At 31.1% G+C, this 21,652-nt stretch carries 22 protein-coding genes; 5 read left to right on the top strand and 17 right to left on the bottom strand.

Annotation, left to right across the window (positions count from 1 at the left end; genetic code table 11):
* Positions 1-23 precede the first annotated feature (23 nt).
* The 13 genes from KQI86_RS09315 to KQI86_RS09255 all read right to left on the bottom strand — a co-directional run bounded on the left by KQI86_RS09315 (position 24) and on the right by KQI86_RS09255 (position 13,241).
* Entirely contained in the window at positions 24-1,517 is a 1,494-nt protein-coding gene (locus KQI86_RS09315; protein WP_216439000.1) for an aldehyde dehydrogenase family protein, read from the bottom strand.
* A 46-nt stretch (positions 1,518-1,563) separates the two neighbouring features.
* Positions 1,564-1,872 carry a BMC domain-containing protein gene (locus KQI86_RS09310; RefSeq protein ID WP_216438999.1) on the bottom strand — a complete coding sequence of 103 codons (309 nt, stop codon included), beginning with the start codon at positions 1,870-1,872 and terminating at the stop codon, positions 1,564-1,566.
* 23 nt (positions 1,873-1,895) lie between these two features.
* Positions 1,896-2,192 carry a BMC domain-containing protein gene (locus KQI86_RS09305; RefSeq protein WP_216438998.1) on the bottom strand — a complete coding sequence of 99 codons (297 nt, stop codon included), beginning with the start codon at positions 2,190-2,192 and terminating at the stop codon, positions 1,896-1,898.
* Positions 2,193-2,249: 57 nt separating this feature from the next.
* Positions 2,250-2,516 carry a hypothetical protein gene (locus tag KQI86_RS09300; protein ID WP_216438997.1) on the bottom strand — a complete coding sequence of 89 codons (267 nt, stop codon included), beginning with the start codon at positions 2,514-2,516 and terminating at the stop codon, positions 2,250-2,252.
* Positions 2,517-3,614, bottom strand: coding sequence for a hypothetical protein (locus tag KQI86_RS09295; RefSeq protein ID WP_216438996.1), 1,098 nt, complete (start codon positions 3,612-3,614; stop codon positions 2,517-2,519).
* 473 nt (positions 3,615-4,087) lie between these two features.
* Positions 4,088-4,918 carry a MerR family transcriptional regulator gene (locus tag KQI86_RS09290; protein ID WP_216438995.1) on the bottom strand — a complete coding sequence of 277 codons (831 nt, stop codon included), beginning with the start codon at positions 4,916-4,918 and terminating at the stop codon, positions 4,088-4,090.
* 137 nt (positions 4,919-5,055) lie between these two features.
* Complete coding sequence (locus KQI86_RS09285; RefSeq protein ID WP_216438994.1) at positions 5,056-6,198, bottom strand: 1-propanol dehydrogenase PduQ; 1,143 nt, start codon at positions 6,196-6,198, stop codon at positions 5,056-5,058.
* Between the two features lie 195 nt (positions 6,199-6,393).
* Positions 6,394-7,089 (bottom strand): response regulator transcription factor, encoded by a 696-nt coding sequence (locus KQI86_RS09280; RefSeq protein ID WP_216438993.1) that lies wholly within the window; start codon positions 7,087-7,089, stop codon positions 6,394-6,396.
* A 21-nt stretch (positions 7,090-7,110) separates the two neighbouring features.
* Positions 7,111-8,562 (bottom strand): sensor histidine kinase, encoded by a 1,452-nt coding sequence (locus KQI86_RS09275; protein WP_216438992.1) that lies wholly within the window; start codon positions 8,560-8,562, stop codon positions 7,111-7,113.
* Between the two features lie 9 nt (positions 8,563-8,571).
* Positions 8,572-9,324, bottom strand: coding sequence for an ABC transporter permease (locus tag KQI86_RS09270; RefSeq protein ID WP_216438991.1), 753 nt, complete (start codon positions 9,322-9,324; stop codon positions 8,572-8,574).
* Positions 9,311-10,036 carry an ABC transporter ATP-binding protein gene (locus tag KQI86_RS09265; protein ID WP_216438990.1) on the bottom strand — a complete coding sequence of 242 codons (726 nt, stop codon included), beginning with the start codon at positions 10,034-10,036 and terminating at the stop codon, positions 9,311-9,313. Before KQI86_RS09265 ends, KQI86_RS09270 begins: the two co-directional genes overlap by 14 nt.
* Before the next feature lie 226 nt (positions 10,037-10,262).
* Positions 10,263-11,504, bottom strand: coding sequence for a hypothetical protein (locus KQI86_RS09260; protein WP_216438989.1), 1,242 nt, complete (start codon positions 11,502-11,504; stop codon positions 10,263-10,265).
* Between the two features lie 777 nt (positions 11,505-12,281).
* Complete coding sequence (locus tag KQI86_RS09255) at positions 12,282-13,241, bottom strand: LysR family transcriptional regulator (RefSeq protein ID WP_216438988.1); 960 nt, start codon at positions 13,239-13,241, stop codon at positions 12,282-12,284.
* A 151-nt stretch (positions 13,242-13,392) separates the two neighbouring features.
* Between KQI86_RS09255 and KQI86_RS09250 the strand changes: the two genes are divergently transcribed.
* The 5 genes from KQI86_RS09250 (at position 13,393) to KQI86_RS09230 (ending at position 18,026) form a co-directional block, all read left to right on the top strand.
* Complete coding sequence (locus KQI86_RS09250; protein WP_216438987.1) at positions 13,393-14,802, top strand: M20 family metallopeptidase; 1,410 nt, start codon at positions 13,393-13,395, stop codon at positions 14,800-14,802.
* Between the two features lie 39 nt (positions 14,803-14,841).
* Entirely contained in the window at positions 14,842-15,561 is a 720-nt protein-coding gene (locus KQI86_RS09245) for a DUF5058 family protein (protein WP_216438986.1), read from the top strand.
* 20 nt (positions 15,562-15,581) lie between these two features.
* Positions 15,582-16,292, top strand: a complete 711-nt coding sequence (locus KQI86_RS09240; protein WP_216438985.1) for a hypothetical protein — start codon at positions 15,582-15,584, stop codon at positions 16,290-16,292.
* A gap of 294 nt (positions 16,293-16,586) precedes the next feature.
* Positions 16,587-17,570: an asparaginase gene (locus KQI86_RS09235; protein ID WP_216438984.1), complete on the top strand. Its 984-nt coding sequence runs from the start codon at positions 16,587-16,589 to the stop codon at positions 17,568-17,570.
* Positions 17,571-17,588: 18 nt separating this feature from the next.
* Positions 17,589-18,026, top strand: coding sequence for an Lrp/AsnC family transcriptional regulator (locus KQI86_RS09230; RefSeq protein WP_216438983.1), 438 nt, complete (start codon positions 17,589-17,591; stop codon positions 18,024-18,026).
* A gap of 189 nt (positions 18,027-18,215) precedes the next feature.
* Here the strand turns inward: KQI86_RS09230 and KQI86_RS09225 are convergent, their stop codons facing one another.
* The 4 genes from KQI86_RS09225 to KQI86_RS09210 all read right to left on the bottom strand — a co-directional run bounded on the left by KQI86_RS09225 (position 18,216) and on the right by KQI86_RS09210 (position 21,552).
* Positions 18,216-18,800, bottom strand: a complete 585-nt coding sequence (locus KQI86_RS09225; RefSeq protein ID WP_216438982.1) for a class I SAM-dependent methyltransferase — start codon at positions 18,798-18,800, stop codon at positions 18,216-18,218.
* Positions 18,801-19,121: 321 nt separating this feature from the next.
* On the bottom strand, positions 19,122-19,727 hold the full coding sequence (locus KQI86_RS09220) for a hypothetical protein (RefSeq protein WP_216438981.1): 606 nt from the start codon (positions 19,725-19,727) through the stop codon (positions 19,122-19,124).
* A gap of 117 nt (positions 19,728-19,844) precedes the next feature.
* Positions 19,845-20,819, bottom strand: coding sequence for an anti-sigma factor domain-containing protein (locus KQI86_RS09215; protein WP_216438980.1), 975 nt, complete (start codon positions 20,817-20,819; stop codon positions 19,845-19,847).
* Positions 20,782-21,552 (bottom strand): sigma-70 family RNA polymerase sigma factor, encoded by a 771-nt coding sequence (locus KQI86_RS09210; protein WP_216438979.1) that lies wholly within the window; start codon positions 21,550-21,552, stop codon positions 20,782-20,784. Before KQI86_RS09210 ends, KQI86_RS09215 begins: the two co-directional genes overlap by 38 nt.
* Positions 21,553-21,652: the final 100 nt, after the last annotated feature.

Raw genomic sequence — 21,652 nt, 5'->3', positions numbered from 1 at the left:
TAACAATTCTTAAATATGATTTTTTATTTTAAGTTATCTAGGACTTTTTTTAAAATACTTTCTAATAATTTATAGTTATCTATTTCATTTGCATTCAATTTATCATTTGAAACTGTACAAGTAGAATCTTCCTTATTGTTTACTGTTTTAACAATTTCATCTACTGTGCGAACCCCATATCCAACTTTACGAATATATATTAGATTTCTAGGTGAAACATTGTCTGAAGTCATCCCTTCACCTGCGGAACCACTACCTAAAGTCATTGAAGGAAATAAATTGGTGGTTGCTCCCATGCTTCCAAAAGTTCCTGGAGTATTAACAAGCACTCTTCCAACTGGTTTTTTCAATGCAAATTGATTAATAACTTCTTCATCTTTTGAATGTATAATAAGTGTATGTCCATATCGCTCACTAAGTAACAATTCTATACACTTTTCACAAGCATGCATCCAATCCTCTTCTATATAAAAGGCTAAAACAGGACAAAGCTTTTCTCTTGAGTAAGGGTTATTTTTAGAGACAAACTTTTGCTCTGAAATAAGAACTTTTATATCTTGAGGAACAGTAAAGCCAGCACGCTTAGCCAAAAATTGTGGTGATTTACCAACCATATCCAATTCAGGGCTACCATCTTTATTAAAAATTATTGATCCCAACTTTAGAGCTTCCTCTTCTGTCATAAAGTATCCACCATTTTTAATAAATTCTTGTTTTACTTCAGCGGCAACACAGCTATCAACAACAATTGATTGTTCAGCTGCAGAAACAACTCCATAATCAAAGTTCTTGCTATCAATAATATCTTTAACCGCCTGCGGTATATTAGCTGTACGCTCTATGAAAGCTGGCCCATTTCCGTTACCACCGTAAATTACTGGCTTACCGGATTTATAAGCCGCATCAAGCATTTCTGCAACTCCTGTATTCATTATAAGAGAAGTATCTCTATGTTCCATAAGTTCTAATGAACCTCTTGGTGATACTATATGCAAATATGCAAGAGCACCCTCTGGAAGCCCTACCCCTTCCGCGGCTCTAATCAAAATATCAAGTGTTTTGCAAATTGCTTTTTTAGCTCTTGGATGAGGTGAAAATATAATTGCATTTCCTGATTTAATTGCAATCAGTGCCTTATATATGGTTGTAGATACAGGACTAGTTGATGGTGAGAAGGCTATAATAACCCCCATTGGCACTCCAATATCCCTTGTCCTGTTTATTTTATCTTCATTAATGGCACCTACACACTTCATGCCCTCAAGTCTATCTTTCAAATACTTGCATACAAATTGATTTTTGATATATTTATCTTCCCACTTTCCATATTCCGTTTCTTCATTAGATATTTTTGCAAGTTCTTTTAAATGTTTTTCAATCTCTTCAGTCATACGTGCAACTATTTCATCAAGTTTTTCTTGTGGAAAGGTTGCTAATTTTCTTTGTGCCTCGCGGGCATTTTCAACAAGGATTCTAGCTTCCTGCATGGAGAGTAAATCATTATCAATAATATTCATTTTTTCTCTCTCCTTTTATTTATTACTTAGAAAAAATTTTCATTTCCTATTTCGTTATAGGATTTGGAATGGCATATCGTTCTATTATCTTTTCAAGATCTTGATGTGGTCTTGGTATAACTATTGAACTATAAAGGTTTCCACCTTCCATTCCTTCAACTGCTGCAACGCCAGCTTCTACTGCTGTTCTACAAGCACCAACATCACCGCTAACTAATACAGATATATAACCTGATGCAACATTTTCATATCCTATAAGTTCAACATTTGCTGATTTGCACATAGCGTCTGCTGCTTCTAAAGCAAAAACCAGACCAAAGGTTTCAATTAATCCTAAAGCTTCATATCTTGCCATATGTGTATCCTTTCCTTCCTCTTTTATAAATCGATATCGTGTACTGACACAATATCTCCAACCTCTCTAATAGGACGTGGCATAACATTGTGTGCTGTTAATTTGCCAATAGCTCTAGCCGCTTCGGCGCCAGCTTCTACAGCAGCTTTTACTGCACCAACATCACCTTTTATCATAATTGTTACAAGAGTCGAACCAACATTTTCATATGAAATTAATTCAACATTAGCGGCCTTAAGCATTTTATCGGCAGCTTCAAGTGCAGGAACTAATCCTATTGTTTCTACAAGGCCTAAAGCCTCATCTCCATAGTATCTCATCTATAATTCCTCCTCTCTTTTTTATCAAAATATATTTTTTTATTTCTTATAACAAAATTAATCTTTAATATATTTGTTAATTGTAGCTGCACCCTCTTCATGTGCGTGATAATAAACCCTCAACTCTTTATTTTTATCTAATTCAAATCTTGTTTCTTCAATAAGACCATTGGCTTCTGCTGTCATTAAAGCGTTAGTTACAGCTTTCTTTGTTAAGGCCTTAAAACTTCCATATTCCCCCTTTAACGCCTCTATAACGTCATCAGCACAAGCTTCTTCAACTTTAGTAAAATATTTTAAAATTGCATAATTAAGTGGTTTCATCTATTCTACCTCCGTCTTTTTTCTTTTTAATAAATCAAGTGGATTCATAGATATTGTAAGAATACCAAACATCATTATTAGGGCTCCGATCCAAGCAACAGGAGGTAGTGCCCATCCGTCCATTCCACCATATACTCCTAATAACAATAAGCAGAATAATGGTCCAAAGAAGGAATATGTGCCATTGCATGCAGTACCAAGTCCCGCTCCGCACATACTGTTTCCAGCATACCATGTCATAAATGTGATAAATGATAATAAACCACTTAAAACAAACCAAGGCATTGCGGAAGTGCTTGTAAATGCTTGTATAACAAGATCAGTAGAAATATTAATTCCACCAGCCATCATTCCAAAAATCGGAACTAAAATAAATAGATTTGCTATACCTGATATTACTTGTCGTATACAAATACCAATTTCAGGGTCAATCATTGCTGAACCATATCCAGCTACACAACCTTCAAATCCCCATCCAAGAGCAGCAATAATAGCTATTAAAATTCCAACGAAAGTGCCTGCTGAAGCGCCACCACTAAATCCTGTACTACCAATTAAAAAGCTGGCAAATACACATACACCAATACCCAAAGCCATACGTTTATTTAATTCCTGCTTGTATAAAACTTTACCTAATATAGCAGCAATAGCAGGACAAAGAGCTGATATTGGAACAACTATTGAACCAGCCATTTGAATAGCTATAACATAAGCAGTACCAGCTACAGGTCCTCCGATAAGAGCTGCTAATATCATAATGCGTCCTGGTTTTGTGTTAATACATCTCACGAAGTCTTTAAATTTACCTTTAACTCCTGAATATAAAAGTGCCCAAATAGCACTACATGTGTCATTTATGGCATTACCAATTGCCGCAAGCAAATACGCCACAACAAATGCTGATAACCCAGCGGTATTATCGCCATACCAGTCAGCCCAAACTCCCTTAGTCATACCCATAGTTAGAGATGCCGTATATAATCCATAGGCAAGCCCTGAAAATAAAGCTAGGGATACACCCTTTTTGAAGAAATTACTTGATAGCTTCTTTTTCGCAGCGGTTGCTTCTAAACTTGCTACTTTTGAAACTGCATTCATAAATTAAAACTCCTTTCGCTTATGCGGATTAATAATCTTTAAATTTATATTATTAAATAAAAATTTACGATGATCATACTTTAAGTATGATCTAAGATTGTTATAATTTGGTACATTCTATTTTTATACTACTGAACACCTTTTCATTTGTATCTTGCAGTTTTATTCTTTAAGCAAATTATAGTCCTTTCCCTTTGGGGTAAAGTCAACAAATATTTTGCAGAAATATTAAAAATTTTATAATCATAGGTACACTTGAAAATTAACATATAATTACAAATAGCTTATGGATTTTAAAGTTACGTTTGTTAAGTAACAAACGTGGTTATACCCGAATTACGATTAGTATAACTTTAACTTTAACTTCATACATTAATAGATAAAGCATATCTATTAATATCGATTCTCCATAAGCTAAGCATTATTAGGCTTTTATACCTTACCCTAGGGTCAACGTTTTAATTGTCATAAAATTATTTTTTCCTACTGACTTTGATCAAAATTTCTGTTACGAATTTATCAATATTTTTAGTAGTCCAATAATCTGTTACATATCTTTCATAAGATTCTTCAGCACATACATAACCATGTTCTTTTGTCCACTCTTTTATTTTTTTATATGTTTCATTAATTGTTTCATGAGATCCTATATGATAACAAGAAGCTACCATCCAACCACCAAATTCAGTGCTTGCTTCTTCGTTACACTTTAAAATTGTTTCTTGCATTATCCTCATCTTATTGCATTTTCCATTAATTTTATCCTCAAAGCAGGGAAAACGTATAATTACAGGACCTGTTATTGCATTATTTATACTATCTATATAATTGGTAAATTCTATATTAATTATAGAATCCGTATAGTCATATTCAAAATCTTGATCTAAAAATGTTAAAATACGATTATCTATATATTTTATAGCCACATCAGAGACATTATTTTCAATTACCATTTGTGCCTCAACTATAAGATCGTCCCAATCTTTAACGGATCTTATTTTTAAATTTATTTCTCTCTCAAGTTCTTTTAATTCTTCAATTTTATTTCTAAAGCTTTTATGAATAGAATCATAGGTGGTTCCTTTTAAAAAAGTTCTCATTTCATCAAGGGTAAATCCACTTTGCTTATAATATTTTATCACTGGCACAGATAATAAAGTTTTCTTGCTATAATATCTATAGCCACTTTCATCAGACACTTTATCAGGAGATAAGATGTTCTTTTTATCATAAAATCTAAGTGCTTTTTGAGTTATTCTACATATTTCTCCAACTTTCCCTATCGAATATAATTCTTCTTTCATATTGAAGCCTCCTTTTTTCAAAAAAATTAAATTATGTTTAAATTATATTTTATTACATCTATTTTTTCAACTTTTCTGAAAAAATGAACAAAAAAAATATAAACCACCCATTAATGAGTGGTTTATATTACAATATTTTATTCAAAAATTTTAGATAAAATTTTTGATAGATCTTCTCTTGAAGCTTCTCTAGGATTTACTGTTGTACATACATCCTTAAGAGCTGCATTAATAATTTCTTCTCTTGATGCTTGAGCCAAATTCATATCAGCACCTTGTTCTTTTAATGTTGTTGGAATCATCAATGTCTTTTGAAGTTCTACAACGCTTTTAATTAGATTATTAACACCAATATTTACATTTGGTGCATGTAATTCCAATAATTTAGCAAGTCTTTGATATTTTTTAGCTGCTATGCTATATTCAACATGAAATGAATCTTTATTTAAATTAGCATTATATTCAATTACATGAGGAAGTATAATTGCATTGCTTCTTCCATGAGAAATATGCAATTTCCCACCTACAGCATGAGCTAAACTATGAGTAATTCCAAGTCCAGCTGCGTTAAATGCCATACCAGCAAGGCATGATGCATTGTGAAGCTTTTCTCTTGCTACTATATTATTTCCATCAGCATAAGCTTGTGGTAAAAATCTAAATGCTAAAGTAATAGCTTTTTCTGCAAGAGCATCTGAGAAATCAGTAGCATTCTTTGAAACATAAGCTTCCATAGCATGTGTGATTACATCCATCCCTGTATCAGCCGTTATAGCTTTAGGTACAGATTTAACTAGTTCAGGATCAAGAATGGCAACTGTTGGAAGAAGAGATTTATCTGTAAGAGCATATTTTAATCCTTCTTGTTTATTTGTAATTACTGCATATTCAGTTACTTCAGAGCCTGTACCACTTGTAGTAGGTATAGCGTAAAACTCTTCTATAGAGGAAACCCCTCCAGTAATTTTTTTTGCATATTCTCTAATTGCCTTAGCGCCATCAATTGATGAACCTCCACCAAGGGCTATAATAATCTGTGCATTACAACTTTGTAATTTTTTAATACCAGCAGCGATAACTTCTACAGATGGATCAGGCACAATATCACTATATATAGCTACTTCACAATCAACAAGCTTTTCTTGTACTTTTTTAGCCATACCTGAAGTTTCCATAAATTTATCACATACTATCAGTACTCTTTTATTATTAATTTCACTCAGTCTATCTAAAGACCCTTCTCCAAAATATACATTTGTACTAATACTAAATTCTTTCATATGCATTTTCTCCTATTTCAAAAATATCAAGATATGAATGAATTCGGTATTCTTTAGCTTAAATATAAAATTAATCTACAATTATAACAATCTTAATGTATTATACCAATATTATATTAAGAATACAATACTATTACAACAGGATTTGTGTCAAATTATAGCGAAAAATTTCAGAACTTCTTTATTTTATAGCCATTATACTCTAACTCTATATCCAACTCCCCAAAGGGTTTCAATGTACTGTGGTTCTGATGGATTTGATTCAATCTTTTCTCGTATTTTTCTAACGTGTACTGTGATAGTAGCATTATCCCCGAGGGAGTCAAGACCCCAAATCCTTTCGAAAAGTTCGTCTTTTCCAAATACCCTGTTAGGATTTTCAGCCATATACAATAATAATTCAAATTCTTTTTGTGTTAAACTAACTTCTTTGCCGTTTATAAATACCTGTCTTGAGTCTTTTAGTATTTCAAGCCCCCTTATTACAATACTATTATTAATTGGCTTATTACAAAACCTATTTCTCATTCTCTCGTAATTCTGAATGTGAGACTTAACCCTAGCAACTAATTCTCCTGGGCTAAAAGGTTTTGTTATGTAATCATCCGCCCCAAGACTTAACCCTTTTATTTTATCAATTTCTTCTTTTTTAGCAGAAACCATTAAAACAGGTACATCCTTATAATCATGAATGATTCTCAATATATCAAGACCATCAATTTTAGGAAGCATAACATCAAGAATTATTAAATCATATTTATTTTCTTTTATTTCATTTAAACCGCTTACTCCATCGGTACAGATCTTCACTTCAAAACCTGAGAGTTCTAAGTAATCTCTTTGAAGTTCAGCAATACTTAGATCATCTTCGACTATTAATATTCTTTTCATATGCTTGAAAACCTCCAAATATTATCCATGCTTATTTTCCATTGCTTTCCCAAGGGATATCATAATACTCGTTCCTTCATTCTCATGACCAACTGCCCATATCCTGCCTTTATGTCCCTCAACAATCTGTTTTGCAATAGCAAGACCTAATCCACTACCCTTGGCTCCGCTTCTTGCAGAATCTGCTCTATAAAATCTATGAAATATTTTATTTATATCATTATTATCAATTCCAGCCCCATTATCTCTTATTTCAATTATAACACTAGAATTTGTTTCCCGCAGATTTAATTTTATTTCACCCTGCTCTTTATCCATGTACTTACGAGAATTTTCTATAATATTTAAAATAACCCTTCTCATTCTCTCCCTATCCATCATAACGTATTTAGAAATCTTTAGTTCATTTTTTAAACTTATTTTTATATTATCCTTTATAAGTTCAGGTTCACTTTCAGAAATACAAAAATTTAAATACTGAACAATATCTATTTTTTCAAAATTAAAAGGTATCTGTTTTAAATCCAGTTTTGAATATAAAAGCAAGTCATCAATCATATGATCAATATGTTCAGCCTTTGAATAAATAGTTTTTAAATAGTTTTCTCTTTTTTCAGGTGTATTTGCCACTCCATCTAAAATTCCCTCTACATAGCCTTTTATTGATGTTATTGGTGTCTTTAGATCATGGGAGATACTAGATATAAGGACCTTACGATTATCATCGTACTTCATTTTCATAACTATAGAATCCTTAAGCTGAACCCTCATGGCCTCAAAGCCATGACACAATTCCCTTATCTCACGATCCCCATCTTCAATAATCTCACAATCTAAGTTTCCATTACTGATTTCAGTTGTAGCTTCTTTTAAAAAATTAATAGGTTTTATTATTCTCTCAGAAAAAAGGTAGGACATGATTATGTTAGTTACTATAAAAGATATTATATAAACCACAATAGCGATAAGTACAAGTTTATTAAATTCATTTATTTCTTCTCCTATAGGAGCTAACAACACTATATTTCCACTAGTTCCACCTTTTAAGTTTAAATCTATAACTTCAGCCATATAATGAATATTATTTATCACAACTCTTTTTTCCAGAAGATTTTCTCTTAATATTTCCATAGTTTTTTCTATATCTATTTTGTTCATATCCTTAGGACTAGATATAATTTTATGTCCTTTAACAATTATGAATTTACCATCTAAATCTGAAAGCCTATATGATAAATCATCTTGAAATTTGGTCCCTTCAATATCTTCAATATTTTGCTTCAATATATCATTTCTAATATTTACTAATTCAGACCTTACGGCCACCCCATCTTTAAAACCATCATAGTCCGGCTCATTACTAAAAATCTTTGAAGAAACAAATACAGAGCCATACATGAATATAATGGTGATGATAAGTGGCACTATAGCCGTTATTGTATTAGATATTATTAGTCGTTTTTTTATATCCATTTTTCCACCTTAAAAATCTTTTTTATCAAATAAATAATACCCAAGTGTAAAGAGTAATATTCCATAACTGCTCATCATCATAAACTGACGAAGAATCTTTAAAAATGGAAAACTGCTCATTATCCATAGATTATACCACCTAAACATTGAGGTGAAAAATATCCCTGAGTATTGTGAAAAAATAACCTCCATTACTTTAAACACGCTAAAAACAAGAACTGATAAAAAAAACACACCTATTCCACTTCTTAGAATGTTAGTAAACACTGTAACTAATAATACTAAAACCATCATAGGAATTATAGTAACTATATAGGATATAATTATTCTCATCATTCCTTGCAGAGTAAAAGAGTTTGCATTAAAAATAACCCCTACAATAGTTGAAAAAATCATTACAAACAAAAGATTAATCAATATAAAAAACATTATAGCTACTATTTTAGCAGTAAAAAACTTTAATCTTGTAATGGGTCTTGTAATTGCAATCTTCATAGTGTTTTGAGAAAATTCTCCTGAAAAACTATCTATGGTGATAAATGTAGCAAAAAGCGGTAATATACTATTAACTACAATAGAGAGTACTAATATTGGAAACTCCATACTGGAGGTTCCCCTTAATCCAAAGCCACTCCTCAGTCCAGTAATAGTAAGTTGTCCTATTACGATGAAAATCAATGATATTATTGCTGCTACTAAAATCTTCTTCTTTTTATATAACTTCTCAACTTCATTAATTACAGCAGCCTTAAATTCTACCATTTCGTTCCACCTCGCTTATAAAATAGTTTTCCAATGAGGCATAATTATTTAATATGTTTTTAGTTGTATCCACATTAAGCATTTTTCCATTATAAAGAACCCCTATCTTGCTACAGGTAAGCTCAACATCATGAATAAGATGGCTTGATATAAAAAATGTTGTCTTCTCTTCTTTTGCAAGGCTTTTTATAAGATTTCTCATATCAATCATTCCCTCAACATCTAAGCCATTTAGAGGTTCATCTAAAATGACAATTTCAGGTCTGGATAGAATTGCCGCTGCAATTCCAAGTCTCTGCTTCATTCCAAGGGAAAATTTTCTTGTTTTTTCATCTTTAAACCTTAATATACCTGTAAGTTCTAAAACTTCATTAATCCTCTTGTCATCAATATTCTTATAATATCTTGAAAATTGTTTAAGATTTTCATAAGCAGTGAGATATTGATAGGACTCTGCTGTTTCAATGATACACCCTACCTTTTCCATAGCTTTTTCAAATTGTTCTAATACACTATAACCTAAAATTTTAACACTACCACTATCTGGCTTTATAAGTCCTGTCATAATTTTCATAGCAGTAGTTTTACCCGCCCCATTTGGTCCTAAAAATCCAAAAATATCCCCTCTATTTATTTCAAGGTTGATATCCATTATACCTCTGCCATTTTTATATACTTTGCTTAAGTTATTTATCTCAATAACCTTCTCCAATTATAACCCTCCTTTAAAAATTGCACAGCAATCTTTTTTTAATTAAGAGTTAAAAATTAAAAACTAAGAGTAACGGATGGAATTTCATCCATTACTCTTCATTTTTAACCATTCATTCTAAACTATTCATTCTTACTTAACTCTTTATTTAAGTTGTTAACCTAACTTTTCCTCTTATCTCTTCATTCTCAAAAATTTAGTAGAATGTTTTTATTTCTTCATATTACTATTCAAACACTCTATTAAACTCGCCATTATACCATGTTCTACCATTAGGAGTAGCTGGCATACCGAAATATAACTTTGGTTCTTCTCTATAAAAATTCATATGACCTTGAGCAGATGATCCTTCAATATCAAATGATGCATGGTAATCATTTTGTTCACCATAATATTTAGCATCAAATTTAAATTCTGCTTTCTTTCCTGCGTAATTCTCATATCCTTTTACATACTCTTCATGATATCTTCCAGCAACAGATTTAGAATCAGAATGTGTAATATCTATAATTCTCTCCCCAATTTTTTGGAACTTACCATCTTTTTCTATAACAATATCATTTTTGTATTTACCTACATACATTTCAGGCTTTGTAATTATATCCATATTCTTTTCTATATGTTTTTCTACTTTTTTCCCTGAAAGATCTGGTCTCTTCACAACAGTAGAGTTAATATTAGATACTTTACCAAGTAACTCCAAAGTTAAGTTGTGTTCCTTTCCTTGATCATCTTTACCTACAATCACTCCTGTGCCGAAAAAGCGCTGTATTAACCCGTTTTTATCTACAGTCATATTACCTTTAACTTCTTTTACATATACATCCTTAGTAATTAAAGGCATAATATTTCCCTGCCCATCATTTCTATTAACTGAATGTTGTTTTAATAAAAAAGAGCTTACTGCATTTATTAATGCTGGTATTTGAGCTTCGCTTATGGAACCAGATAACTCTTTACTTCCATCAGTTTTCTCATCTACTACCACATAATCCTTCAAACTGCCTAACATAGCATCTATTATTTTTTCCACATCTGCTGCTTCTTCCTCTTTAAATGGATTGCTAAAAGTTCTTCCTTCTAATGGTTTTTCATATTCAGTTACATAATAAGTAGCTCCATCTCCCTCAGTTGAAATAGTAGCGTTTTTATCTATATAGTAGTACTCTTCTGTCTTTTTGCCATTGTTAATACTTGTCTGAAGGTTCTCACTTGCCTTTTTAGTTACATCGTATTTATTTACCATATTCTCAGAAATAATAACTTTTCCATTATCCTTAATATTCATAGAAACATCAAAAGTATAGTTTGAAAGCTTACTTGTAAAACTTTCTGCGGAATATTTTAATGCATCTTTAGCTTGATCATACCCGCTCTTAGATGACACTTCCGCCATAGCAGTTGTTGCAAACATTAAAGTTCCCACAGTAAAGCTTAAGATCATGGCGGTTTTCTTTTTAATCTTCAATTTATAACATCTCCTTTATCTTTTTATTTAAAACACAATAGGAAAGCTTTCCCTATATTCATTCTAAATGAAGCATCTATAATTTTTCTAAACTAATTATAAAGAAATTCTAAAGTTTTATAAAGTCCTTATAAATTATAGCTTTAATATTAAAGATCCACAACATTATAGATCTAATCTATATAAAACCATTTCTAAAATAAAAATAGCTCCTGCTATTCAACAGAAGCTGATTTTTGTTTTATATTCCATAACTTCCATTTTAATACCAACCATGCTATAATCTTTATATAATCAAAAGATTGATATTATTTTAGTTGCGAAAAATATTTAGGTAGCTGTACACCTTATGTAATTTATGAATTTGAAAGGATTAGATTTTTATGAATACTAAATTCTTACATGATTTGCAACAAGATATTTTAAATAAAAAAGGATATTATATATTATATGCATTTGTTTTTATTCCAACCTTTGCAATCGACGGTGACAATATCCAATTCTATATTGATATATTTAGAATTATTTTATCTGTGGTACCTTTATTGCTTTTAATCTTGATTTATTTTAAATGCAAAAATTCCAGAAATGAAAAGGAAAATAAAATAATTATTCAAGTTATATTTTTCTTCTTTATATTAACCTTTGTCTCTATACATGTTTTTATAAGAAATTTCAACTCAGGCTATTGGATATTTTCCAGTAGCTTTTCTTATATATAAGCTTACAATTATATAAGCTTACAATGGCTCATCTCTATAATATCTTTCATTACAATCAAGGTATATCCTGTTTTTTCATTTTTCCATAGTTATTTTTTAATATTTTAATAAACTTCTTTGAAAGCTCATCCATAGTTTTATCCTTTAAATTTATGGCCCACATTTCACCCCATACACTTTGAAATTCATCATCATCTTCAATGGTAGCAGATGTAATGTTGTGCATCTCTTCTTGATTTATAGCATCTATCATCCCTATGGTAAAATAATCTGTTTGAGTTAGTACATTATGTAGTGTTGCACGATTATGTACATATATAATTTTAGTGATCTTATCCATACCTTTTAAATTATATGCGGATAAATAATCCACACTTTCAATTCCAAATCCCATAAAATCAGCATATCTAACCATACCATATTTATAAAGATCTTTTGATTGTATTTTATGGCCATTTTTTAGCAGTGGATGATTTTTAGATAGTATAACTTGTTTACCTAAATCACAAATAAATTTATAATCTATATTTTTCATTTTAAGTGTATTAATAAAAGTGTTTTTCATAGACTTGGGAACATATATGACACCAACATTAGACTCTTGTGAATAAATATCATTTATTACAGTGTAATTGTCCGTTTCTTTTATGTAAAATTGTGTATTTGTTTCATCTTTATATTCTTTATTAAGTCTAAAAAAAGTCTCTACAATATGTGATGAATATATAGTAGAAAGCTTAAAATTATATGATTTACTTTGCGTATCCTTATATAACTTTATAAAGTTTTCTAAGTCTTTAATTATTTTTTTAGCATGTTCAAGAAATTCTTTCCCCTGATCAGTTATTTGGACGCCATTATTATCCCTTACAAAAATAGTTATATTAAGTTCTTCTTCAAGTTCACGAATGGTTTTACTTAAATGTGGCTGTGTCAAAAAAAGAGAACGAGCAGCCTTAGATATGGATCCCTGTCTTTCTACTTCTATGACATATTTTAAATATTCAACTTTCAAAATTTACACCTCTTTCTCAATGAAGTTTACCCTATTGCTAAATGTTATGGCTCCATAACTAAAAAGTATTAACGTAATATTAAAAATTAATGCTATTATAAAGAAAATACTGCATAGTGTCAATATTCCAACAATTTATAAGGAGGTACTTATGGATACTAAAGAAAAACTAATAGCATTTTTGGATAGCAAAGTTAAAGATTTTTCAAAAATCAGTGATAAAATTTGGGACTTTGCTGAATTACAATTTAAGGAGAAAAAATCCTCAGAATTACTTTCTAGCGTTTTGGAGAATGAAGGGTTTACCGTAGAAAAAAATGTTGCAGGGATTAAAACCGCATTTATTGCTAGCTATGGAAGTGGAAATCCTGTCATTGGTATTTTAGGAGAATTTGATGCCCTTTCAAATATGAGCCAAAAAAGCGGTGTAACACATAAAGAACCCCTAGTGGAGGGCGCTCCTGGCCATGGATGTGGTCACCACCTTTTAGGGACAGGTTCCCTAGCAGCATGTATTGCAGTTAAGGAATATCTAAAAGAAACAGGCATGAAGGGAACTATAAAATTCTTTGGTTGTCCTGCTGAAGAAGGTGGAGCAGGCAAAGTATTTATGGTAAGAAGCGGTTGCTTCGAAGGTGTAGATGTGGCAATGACATGGCACCCTGCTTCACAGAATATGGTTTGGGAAGATAGCAGTTTAGCAACTAATCAAGTGTATTTCAATTTTAAAGGTATAAGCTCCCATGCTGCAGCATCACCTCATTTAGGCCGCAGTGCATTGGATGCCGTAGAGCTTATGAATGTAGGGGTTAACTACCTTAGAGAGCATATTATTTCAGATGCAAGAGTTCATTACGCTGTTACAAATACTGGTGGCATAGCTCCAAATATTGTACAAGCTGAAGCTACAGTGCTTTACCTTATGAGAGCACCACATATAAGTCAAGTGAGAGATATTTATAGTAGGGTTTGCAAAATTGCCGATGGAGCTGCTCTTATGACGGAAACTCAAGTAGAAACTAAATTTGATACTGGTGAGTGTGAATATAGACCAAATATTCCTCTAACAAAGCTAATAGAAAAAAATCTAAAAGAAGTTCTACCTATAGCTAATTATACTCAAGAAGATATTTCCCTTGCTAAGTCTATGATTGATACAATGCCTTCTATGGATGGTTTCTTGCATAAGCTTGAAGATAAAAAACTTGTAGAATATATTGAGGAAACTGGTATCTGCAATGGATTCATTGAAGGAACAAATGGACTTGGCAGTGGCTCTACAGATGTAGGAGATGTTAGTTGGGTAGTACCTACTGCACAGTTTACTACCTCTTGCGCAGCTTGCGAGACTCCTATGCACTCATGGCAGCTTGTTGCTCAGGGAAAATCAAACTTAGCACATCAGGGTATGATCACTGCTGCTAAGACAATGGCATTATCTGCCTTTGATATTTTACAAAGTCCACAGGTATTGCAAGAAATTAAGGAAGCTTTTGAAAAGGATTTCAGTCAAGAAAAATACATCTGTCCAATTCCAGAAGAAGTTTTACCTGGTTATTAATTTTATCAATATAACACTAAAAAAATAGGAGGTTTTATTATGCCAAAAGAACATTTAGCCATTGCTAACAGTAATATTATGTTACTTTTATGCGGGATTACTATCTTAATAGTTTTAATTCAGCCTATTATATTTATGAGAATAGCATGGAAAAGAGGAAAAGAAATTGGCTTAACTAGTGATGAGATGAAGAAAGCTACTAAAAGTAGCTCAGTATTTGCTATTATACCATCACTTCCTATCATTATTAGTTATTTGATGTTAGTACCTGCCCTTGGCAAATTCTTTCCATGGCTAAGACTTAGCGTAGTTGGTTCAGTAACTTATGAAACTATGGCTGCCAATATGGCTGCTGAAGCATTCGGATATGAAAGTATTTTTGCATCAAACTTTACACCAGATGTGTTTATCGCCATTATATTCGTAGTTAGCGTAGCTATATTGGGCGGTAATATGTTTAATGTTTTATTTTTAAAAAAATATGATGAAAAAGTTAGAAGTATGAAATCATTAAATAGTGCTGTTGTTCCAATTATGACTACGGCAATGTTTCTTGGTATGTACGGAGTATTAGCTGCTCCCCATATAAGCAATGTTAAAAACCCATTATCCATAACAACTTTAGTTATATCTGGTATTGCCTCTCTTGTTTTTGGAAAGCTTTCTGAAAAGCATAAATCCCTTAAAGAGTTTTCTTTCTCTTTAAGCATTATTGCAGGAATGGCTTCCGCTTCCTTGTTAAATCTTTTTTTAAAATAATAGCTTAGGGGGTTAATATGATGAATAATAATACAGAAAATTTTTCAAAATCAGTACACAGAGCTGGAAGAATCACAGTAATATTAGCACTTACATGTTTCCTTATGCTTCCTATAGTTTTAGCACTTTACTACAAAGCTGACGTAGATATGGCTAAAGTTATTGCTAATACTGCACCAATATTTATTACCTTTGCTGCAGCGGGAATTTGTGAGATTCTCTCTTTTTCACCTATTATAGGTGCAGGCGGAGTTTATCTTGGCTGTATAACCGGAAATTTAAGCAATCTTAAACTTCCTGCTGCCTTAAGTGCTATGGAAGTTACCGGATGTGAGCCCGGAACTGAAAAAGGTGATGTATTAGCTATAATCGCCATTGCTGCTTCATCTATCGTGACAGTTGTTATAGTTTTTTTAGGAATGTTATTCCTTGGCTCTTTAATAGAACCACTGTTTAATAACCCATATATACAGCCAGCATTTAATAATCTTATCCCTGCTTTGTTCGGTTCAATTATGGCTCCATTCATTATAAAAAGTAAAAAAGAAAGCATTTTACCTATAGTACTGCCAATTATATTTTTGATTATTGTTTCAAGAGGAAAATATGCTACTATTCAAGGATATGTAATGCCTATATTCATATTAATTTCAATGGCATACTCTTACTGGTTAAATAAAGATTTATTTAAAAATACTAAAAGCACCAAAAATACTAGTCAAAATGTTTAAAAATGTATATAAATTAGGCTATTGGATATTCTCCAATAGCTTTTTCTATTTTCATACTATTGTTTATTAAAGTCAACAATATTCTTATTATACCTAATTTTACTAATTAGCTTTTATACTTTTGTTAATTTTATTAGTTAAGCACTGAACTTAACCTTATATAATGTATGTACACATAAAATTGTCCATGTTAAACTTAAGTCTAAAGCATTAATAGCAATAATTACTAATATTAATTAATTAAGAAGTGTGCAAAATCCCTTTTTCTATTATAAAAAAGAAAGGAATATAACAATGAAAAAAATCATTATAATATTTACTGGCGGGACCATATCCATGAAAGAAAATGAAACCACTCATGCAGCTGTCCCTGCTCTCACAGGAGATGAAATCATAAAACTTACACCTGGCATTGAAAACATTGCAATTATTGATTTTCTGAATTTCGGCATGCTTCCAGGACCTCATATGACTCCTGAAAAAATGTTTGAACTGTCAAAAATAATACAAGATAAAGTCACATGTGGTGGCTATGATGGAGTTGTAGTTACTCATGGGACAGACTCCCTAGAAGAAACTGCTTATTTAGTGGATCTTACATATAAATACCCTAACCCAGTAGTTTTCATGGGTTCCATGAAAAACAGTTCACAATTTGGTTGGGACGGTCCCACTAACCTAATTGATGCAGTAAATACTGCTGCATCAGATGAAGCATGGAACAGAGGGGTTATGGTGGTTATGAACAATGAAGTCCACGCTGCTTCACAGGTTACCAAGACCAATACACATACCCTGGACACCTTTAAAAGTATGGATTTTGGTCCTATTGGCTTTGTTGACAATAACAAGGTATATTTTTATTATAACTATACCAAAAGCCAATATATCCCCGCAGAAAAAATCAATAGCCAAGTGGATATAATAAAATGCGGTTGTGGTATGGACGATCGTCTCATAAAATTCTGTGTAGATTCAGATACTCAAGGTATAGTTATTGAAGGAATGGGAAGAGGAAATATTCCTCCTAAGATGGTACAAGGTGTAGAATATGCCTTAAGTAAAAACATTCCCGTAGTGCTGGTTTCAAGATGCCTTATGGGAAAGGTTCTTGATGATTATGGATATGAAGGCGCCGGAAGAGGACTTAGAGAAAAAGGTGTAATTTTAGGAGATAATCTTAACGGACATAAAGCAAGAATCAAACTTATGGTTGCCCTTGGATACACAAATAAAATACCTGAAATAAAAGATATATTCGAAAAAAACTATTATTGATGGCAAGGAGGAATATATATGGATTCCACAAATCACAAAATTATAGAAACACTTGTAGAAGACGGGAGAATATCCATAAAGGAGCTTGCTCAAAAGGTATGTCTTAGTGCTCCTGCAGCAGCAGAAAGGGTAAAAAGACTTGAGGAAGATGGCATTATAAAGGGTTATAAAGCTATTATTGATTATGAAAAGATAGGACAAACTATTAATGTTCTTATCAATTTAGATATGAATATTCAGCAAAATGAAAAGTTTATGGAATTCATCAAAAATGAAGATTCAATTATAGAGTGCCACCATGTCACAGGCCCCTACTGCAAGATTCTAAAAGCTAGAGTGTCCAATATTTCAGACCTAGAAAATTTGATCGGCAAAATTCAAATGTTTGGAAATACAGAAACATTTATAGTCCTCTCTTCTACTATAAAAGACAATGTGAAGATTGATACTAAATAGTATGTAAAAATAATAGCTTAAGTAGATTTTCTAAAAATTAGGGTGTTTATAAAAATTTGCGTAAGCCTTAAATTGGATATGCAATGTAAATTATCCAAAGAAGCTCACATACTTTTATAAACACCCTATATAGATTCTGCTATTATGTCTATGATACTTATTACACATTTATTAAATACTTTTATATTGTCAACAACTAATATCTCGTCCTTCATAAATCTCTTCTTCTCTACATTTCAACACATAGGCAGGTGGTAAATTTAACATAACCTTCTTATTTTTTATATCATTAAAATAGTCCTTAAAAAAATTTATTTTTATTAAAGAGTACTGAAAAGTAATAAATTCTCCATTATCATCTAATATTTCTTTTGTAGTCTCCAATATTCTATTTGAAATATTTACAGGCAACACTGTAAAAGGTATTCCTGATACAATATAATCTACCTGCTTCACGTTGTAATACTCTAGATATTTTTTTGCATTTTCAGCCCCATCATTTATTATCTTAACATTATTCTTATATCTATAAGTATTTAAGAGATCTTCATAAAACTCTTTATTGTTTTCAAAAACAAGTAATAGCGTGTCCTCTTTTTTTCTTGCGATAAGCTTTTCTGTAAAAACACCAGTGCCAGGTCCATACTCTATAATACAATTACATATTTCAAAGTCTATATCTTCTATCATTTTTTCTGCTAAATATTTACTACTTGGTGCCACTGCTCCAATAAATTTAGGATTTTTAACAAATTGTTTTATAAACTCAAACATAATTAATACCACCTCTAAATATGATTATTAAGACCTATTCATAGTATCAACTCTCTAAGATTATTGATTAAAACAAAATCTCCTTATCCGTAGATAAGAAGATTTTATTTCAGAATTACACTCATATCTTTATGGTTCTTAGCTAAAGCACCTTGCTCTATAGGTGGTTCAGCATAGTTGAGGTAATTATCTACCTTAGCTCTATCTTTATGTTTAATTTTCATAGTATAAGAATATCATACAATTTGTTGAATTTCCATATTTTTATAAATTTAATCGTAGTATAATTGAGTATGTTTACATGTTAATTTGCAATATACTTTAAATGTTTTTTTGTAAAGACTTAGCTTCTATACTAAGTATATTTTTATCTGTTGCAGAAGCTTTTATCTTCATTCCAACTACTAAGTCTTTAAAAGTTTTTGTTTCACCATCTATTTTTATAGGTGTGCTACTTTTAACTTTATATAAAGTTATCTTTGTACCCTCTTGAAGTTCAAATTCTAAGTTATTGTAATCAATTTTAGTTATAGTCCCTTCAATATTATGTACTGTTTCTTCTCCTCTTGTAGCCCTAAGTTCAGTGATGGTATTTTTTTTATCTAATTTAATAAAAATTTTATCATTTTTCATTATCTCTTCAAGCTTTGCTGATTTCTTATTTAATTCTATTTTAGCTTTATCTGAAACCAACAAATTAAGAATTGCTGTTCCATCTTCAATAGTGATTCTTCTCTCTTCCAAGTTTATATCTTTCACTACTGTAGAATATTTTTTCTCTTTTTTCTCTTCTATAAATCGTTTTTGTATTCCTGGTGGCAACCCTCCCTTCTTAGCTAGGCCTGGTGGTGTAGCGGCACTTACTGAAGTGCCCCTCAGTACAAATACCAAGCATGCGATAGTTAATACACTTAGCCATTTTTTCATTTTACTATACCTCCTTTTATTTTGTACTATATAATTACGATTGCTTAAATTTTTTAGGTACCCCACATGAAATATTTATTAATTTTTCGTCATTTTTCCAGTGATGAATCCTACGAACTAGGGCTCCTCTGATTTTTTATCTTTGTTTTTTTCTTTATCTTTAGCTTTATCCTTATTTTTTTTCTCGTGTTTTTCTATGTATTTATCTTCCTTAATTGAATCTTTCTCTTTCTTATCTTTTTTATCCTTACTGTTTTTCTTATCTTCTTTTACAGACTTCTCTTTATTAACTTTATTATTATTATTGCTATTAATCCTTTTAATTTTTTCATTTTTTTCGGCTTGCTTTATAAGTTCTTTTACCTTTTTATCTTTTAATCTCTTTACTTCTTTCTTATCTTGTTTTTCATTCTCATCTTTTGTTTTTTTATAAATCTCCATCTTTCCCACTGAAATATGTTCTTTTTTTGCTTCATTTAATGTTTCTCTATCTGATTTTATTGTAACAACTTCAACCTGTTGCCCTCTCTCATTAGATACCTTCTCTATTTTTTCCTTTCCTTCTATTAGAAGTTGATCTAAGTCTTCATTACTTTCATTATTGCTTTTTAATTCTACTGAGGTCACCAATACATGATTTGATTCATCTTTTTTAATATATCCTTCTGCCTCTGCCATTTCTACAATCTTCTCTAAAGCATCTGTCACTGAGTAGTTTTTTAAGCTTTCAAGGGGAAGCTTCGAAGCTTCTTCATTAAGAGCTAAAATTTGTATTACACGATAATTTTTATTAATATTCATTTCAACACTAGGGTTTATATCTACAGCTAATAAAGCTACTGATCTATAATTTTCATTCCAAAAGCATAAAGCATAAATAGACGTAGCTATAAAAATAAAAATAGCAGCTGCTACCCCAGAGATACCTTTAGTAGTAGAATTTGACTTTTTAATAATGTCTCTCTCTTCAAAATATATCTCCATTCCTTCTTGTAAACCCTGGCTTTTCTTTATTCTTTTGAAAGTACAATCTTCAGCCATTACAACTATGCTATCATGACAAATTTCTATTATAGTTCCTTTGTATATCATTTAACTCCCTCCCTTCGCTATAAAAAATATATTCCTTTAATGTATCTAGGTCACTTTCTAAAATCAATACTATTGCTATAATAAACTTTCTACTCCTTTGTATAACTTTTTTTGATATACATAGTTCCCTCATCAAATCACTAGTTGGTAGGTTTTTAGTTTTTAAAAATTTTTCTTTTAATTCATCATTTTCAAATATGTACCTTCCAACACTTATAGCTATAATTCTAGTATCTTTATGTTTTGGTGCTTCCTTTATCAAATCCTCTAAAGAAATTCCATACCCTTCCATATCTTTAATTAGAGTATTAATATCAAATCTAATTTCAACTCTTCCTTCAAAGCCATCTACAGCCATAATATTTTCGTGATAACTATCATCTTCATCATCACATTTTAACTGACTAATATAAACTTCCTTTGGTCTTCTAGCTTTACTTCGAAGTTGGTCTATTACCCTACTCTTTATTACCATAGCAGCAAAAGTTAAAAAATTACCTCTTTTTTCATCGTACTTTTCAATAGCCTCATTGAATGCTATCAACCCTATACTAAAGTTATCATTATTTTCTATTTCAACATATTGTCCTAATTGATTGCTAATTACTTTTTTTACAAAAGGGATATACTCTTCAATTAAATCATTTTTATCCTCTTCGTTGCCCCTTTGTATATCCTTCACTCGTTCTTCTAATGTCTTTTTTCTCTTAAAAATACTGAGAAGCTTGGTCATCCCTACACCTCCTGCATATACATTACGATATTATGAAAATTTTTCGGTACCCTCTTTGATTATTTATTCATTTTAAATCTAAATATATATATTATCATAT

Origin of the sequence: Clostridium mobile (assembly GCF_018918285.1) — a bacterium.
Classification (GTDB): Bacteria; Bacillota; Clostridia; order Clostridiales; family Clostridiaceae; genus Clostridium_AW; species Clostridium_AW mobile.
The sequence above is the reverse complement of the archived record's forward strand: the minus strand, read 5'-3'. Positions and strand labels throughout refer to the sequence as shown.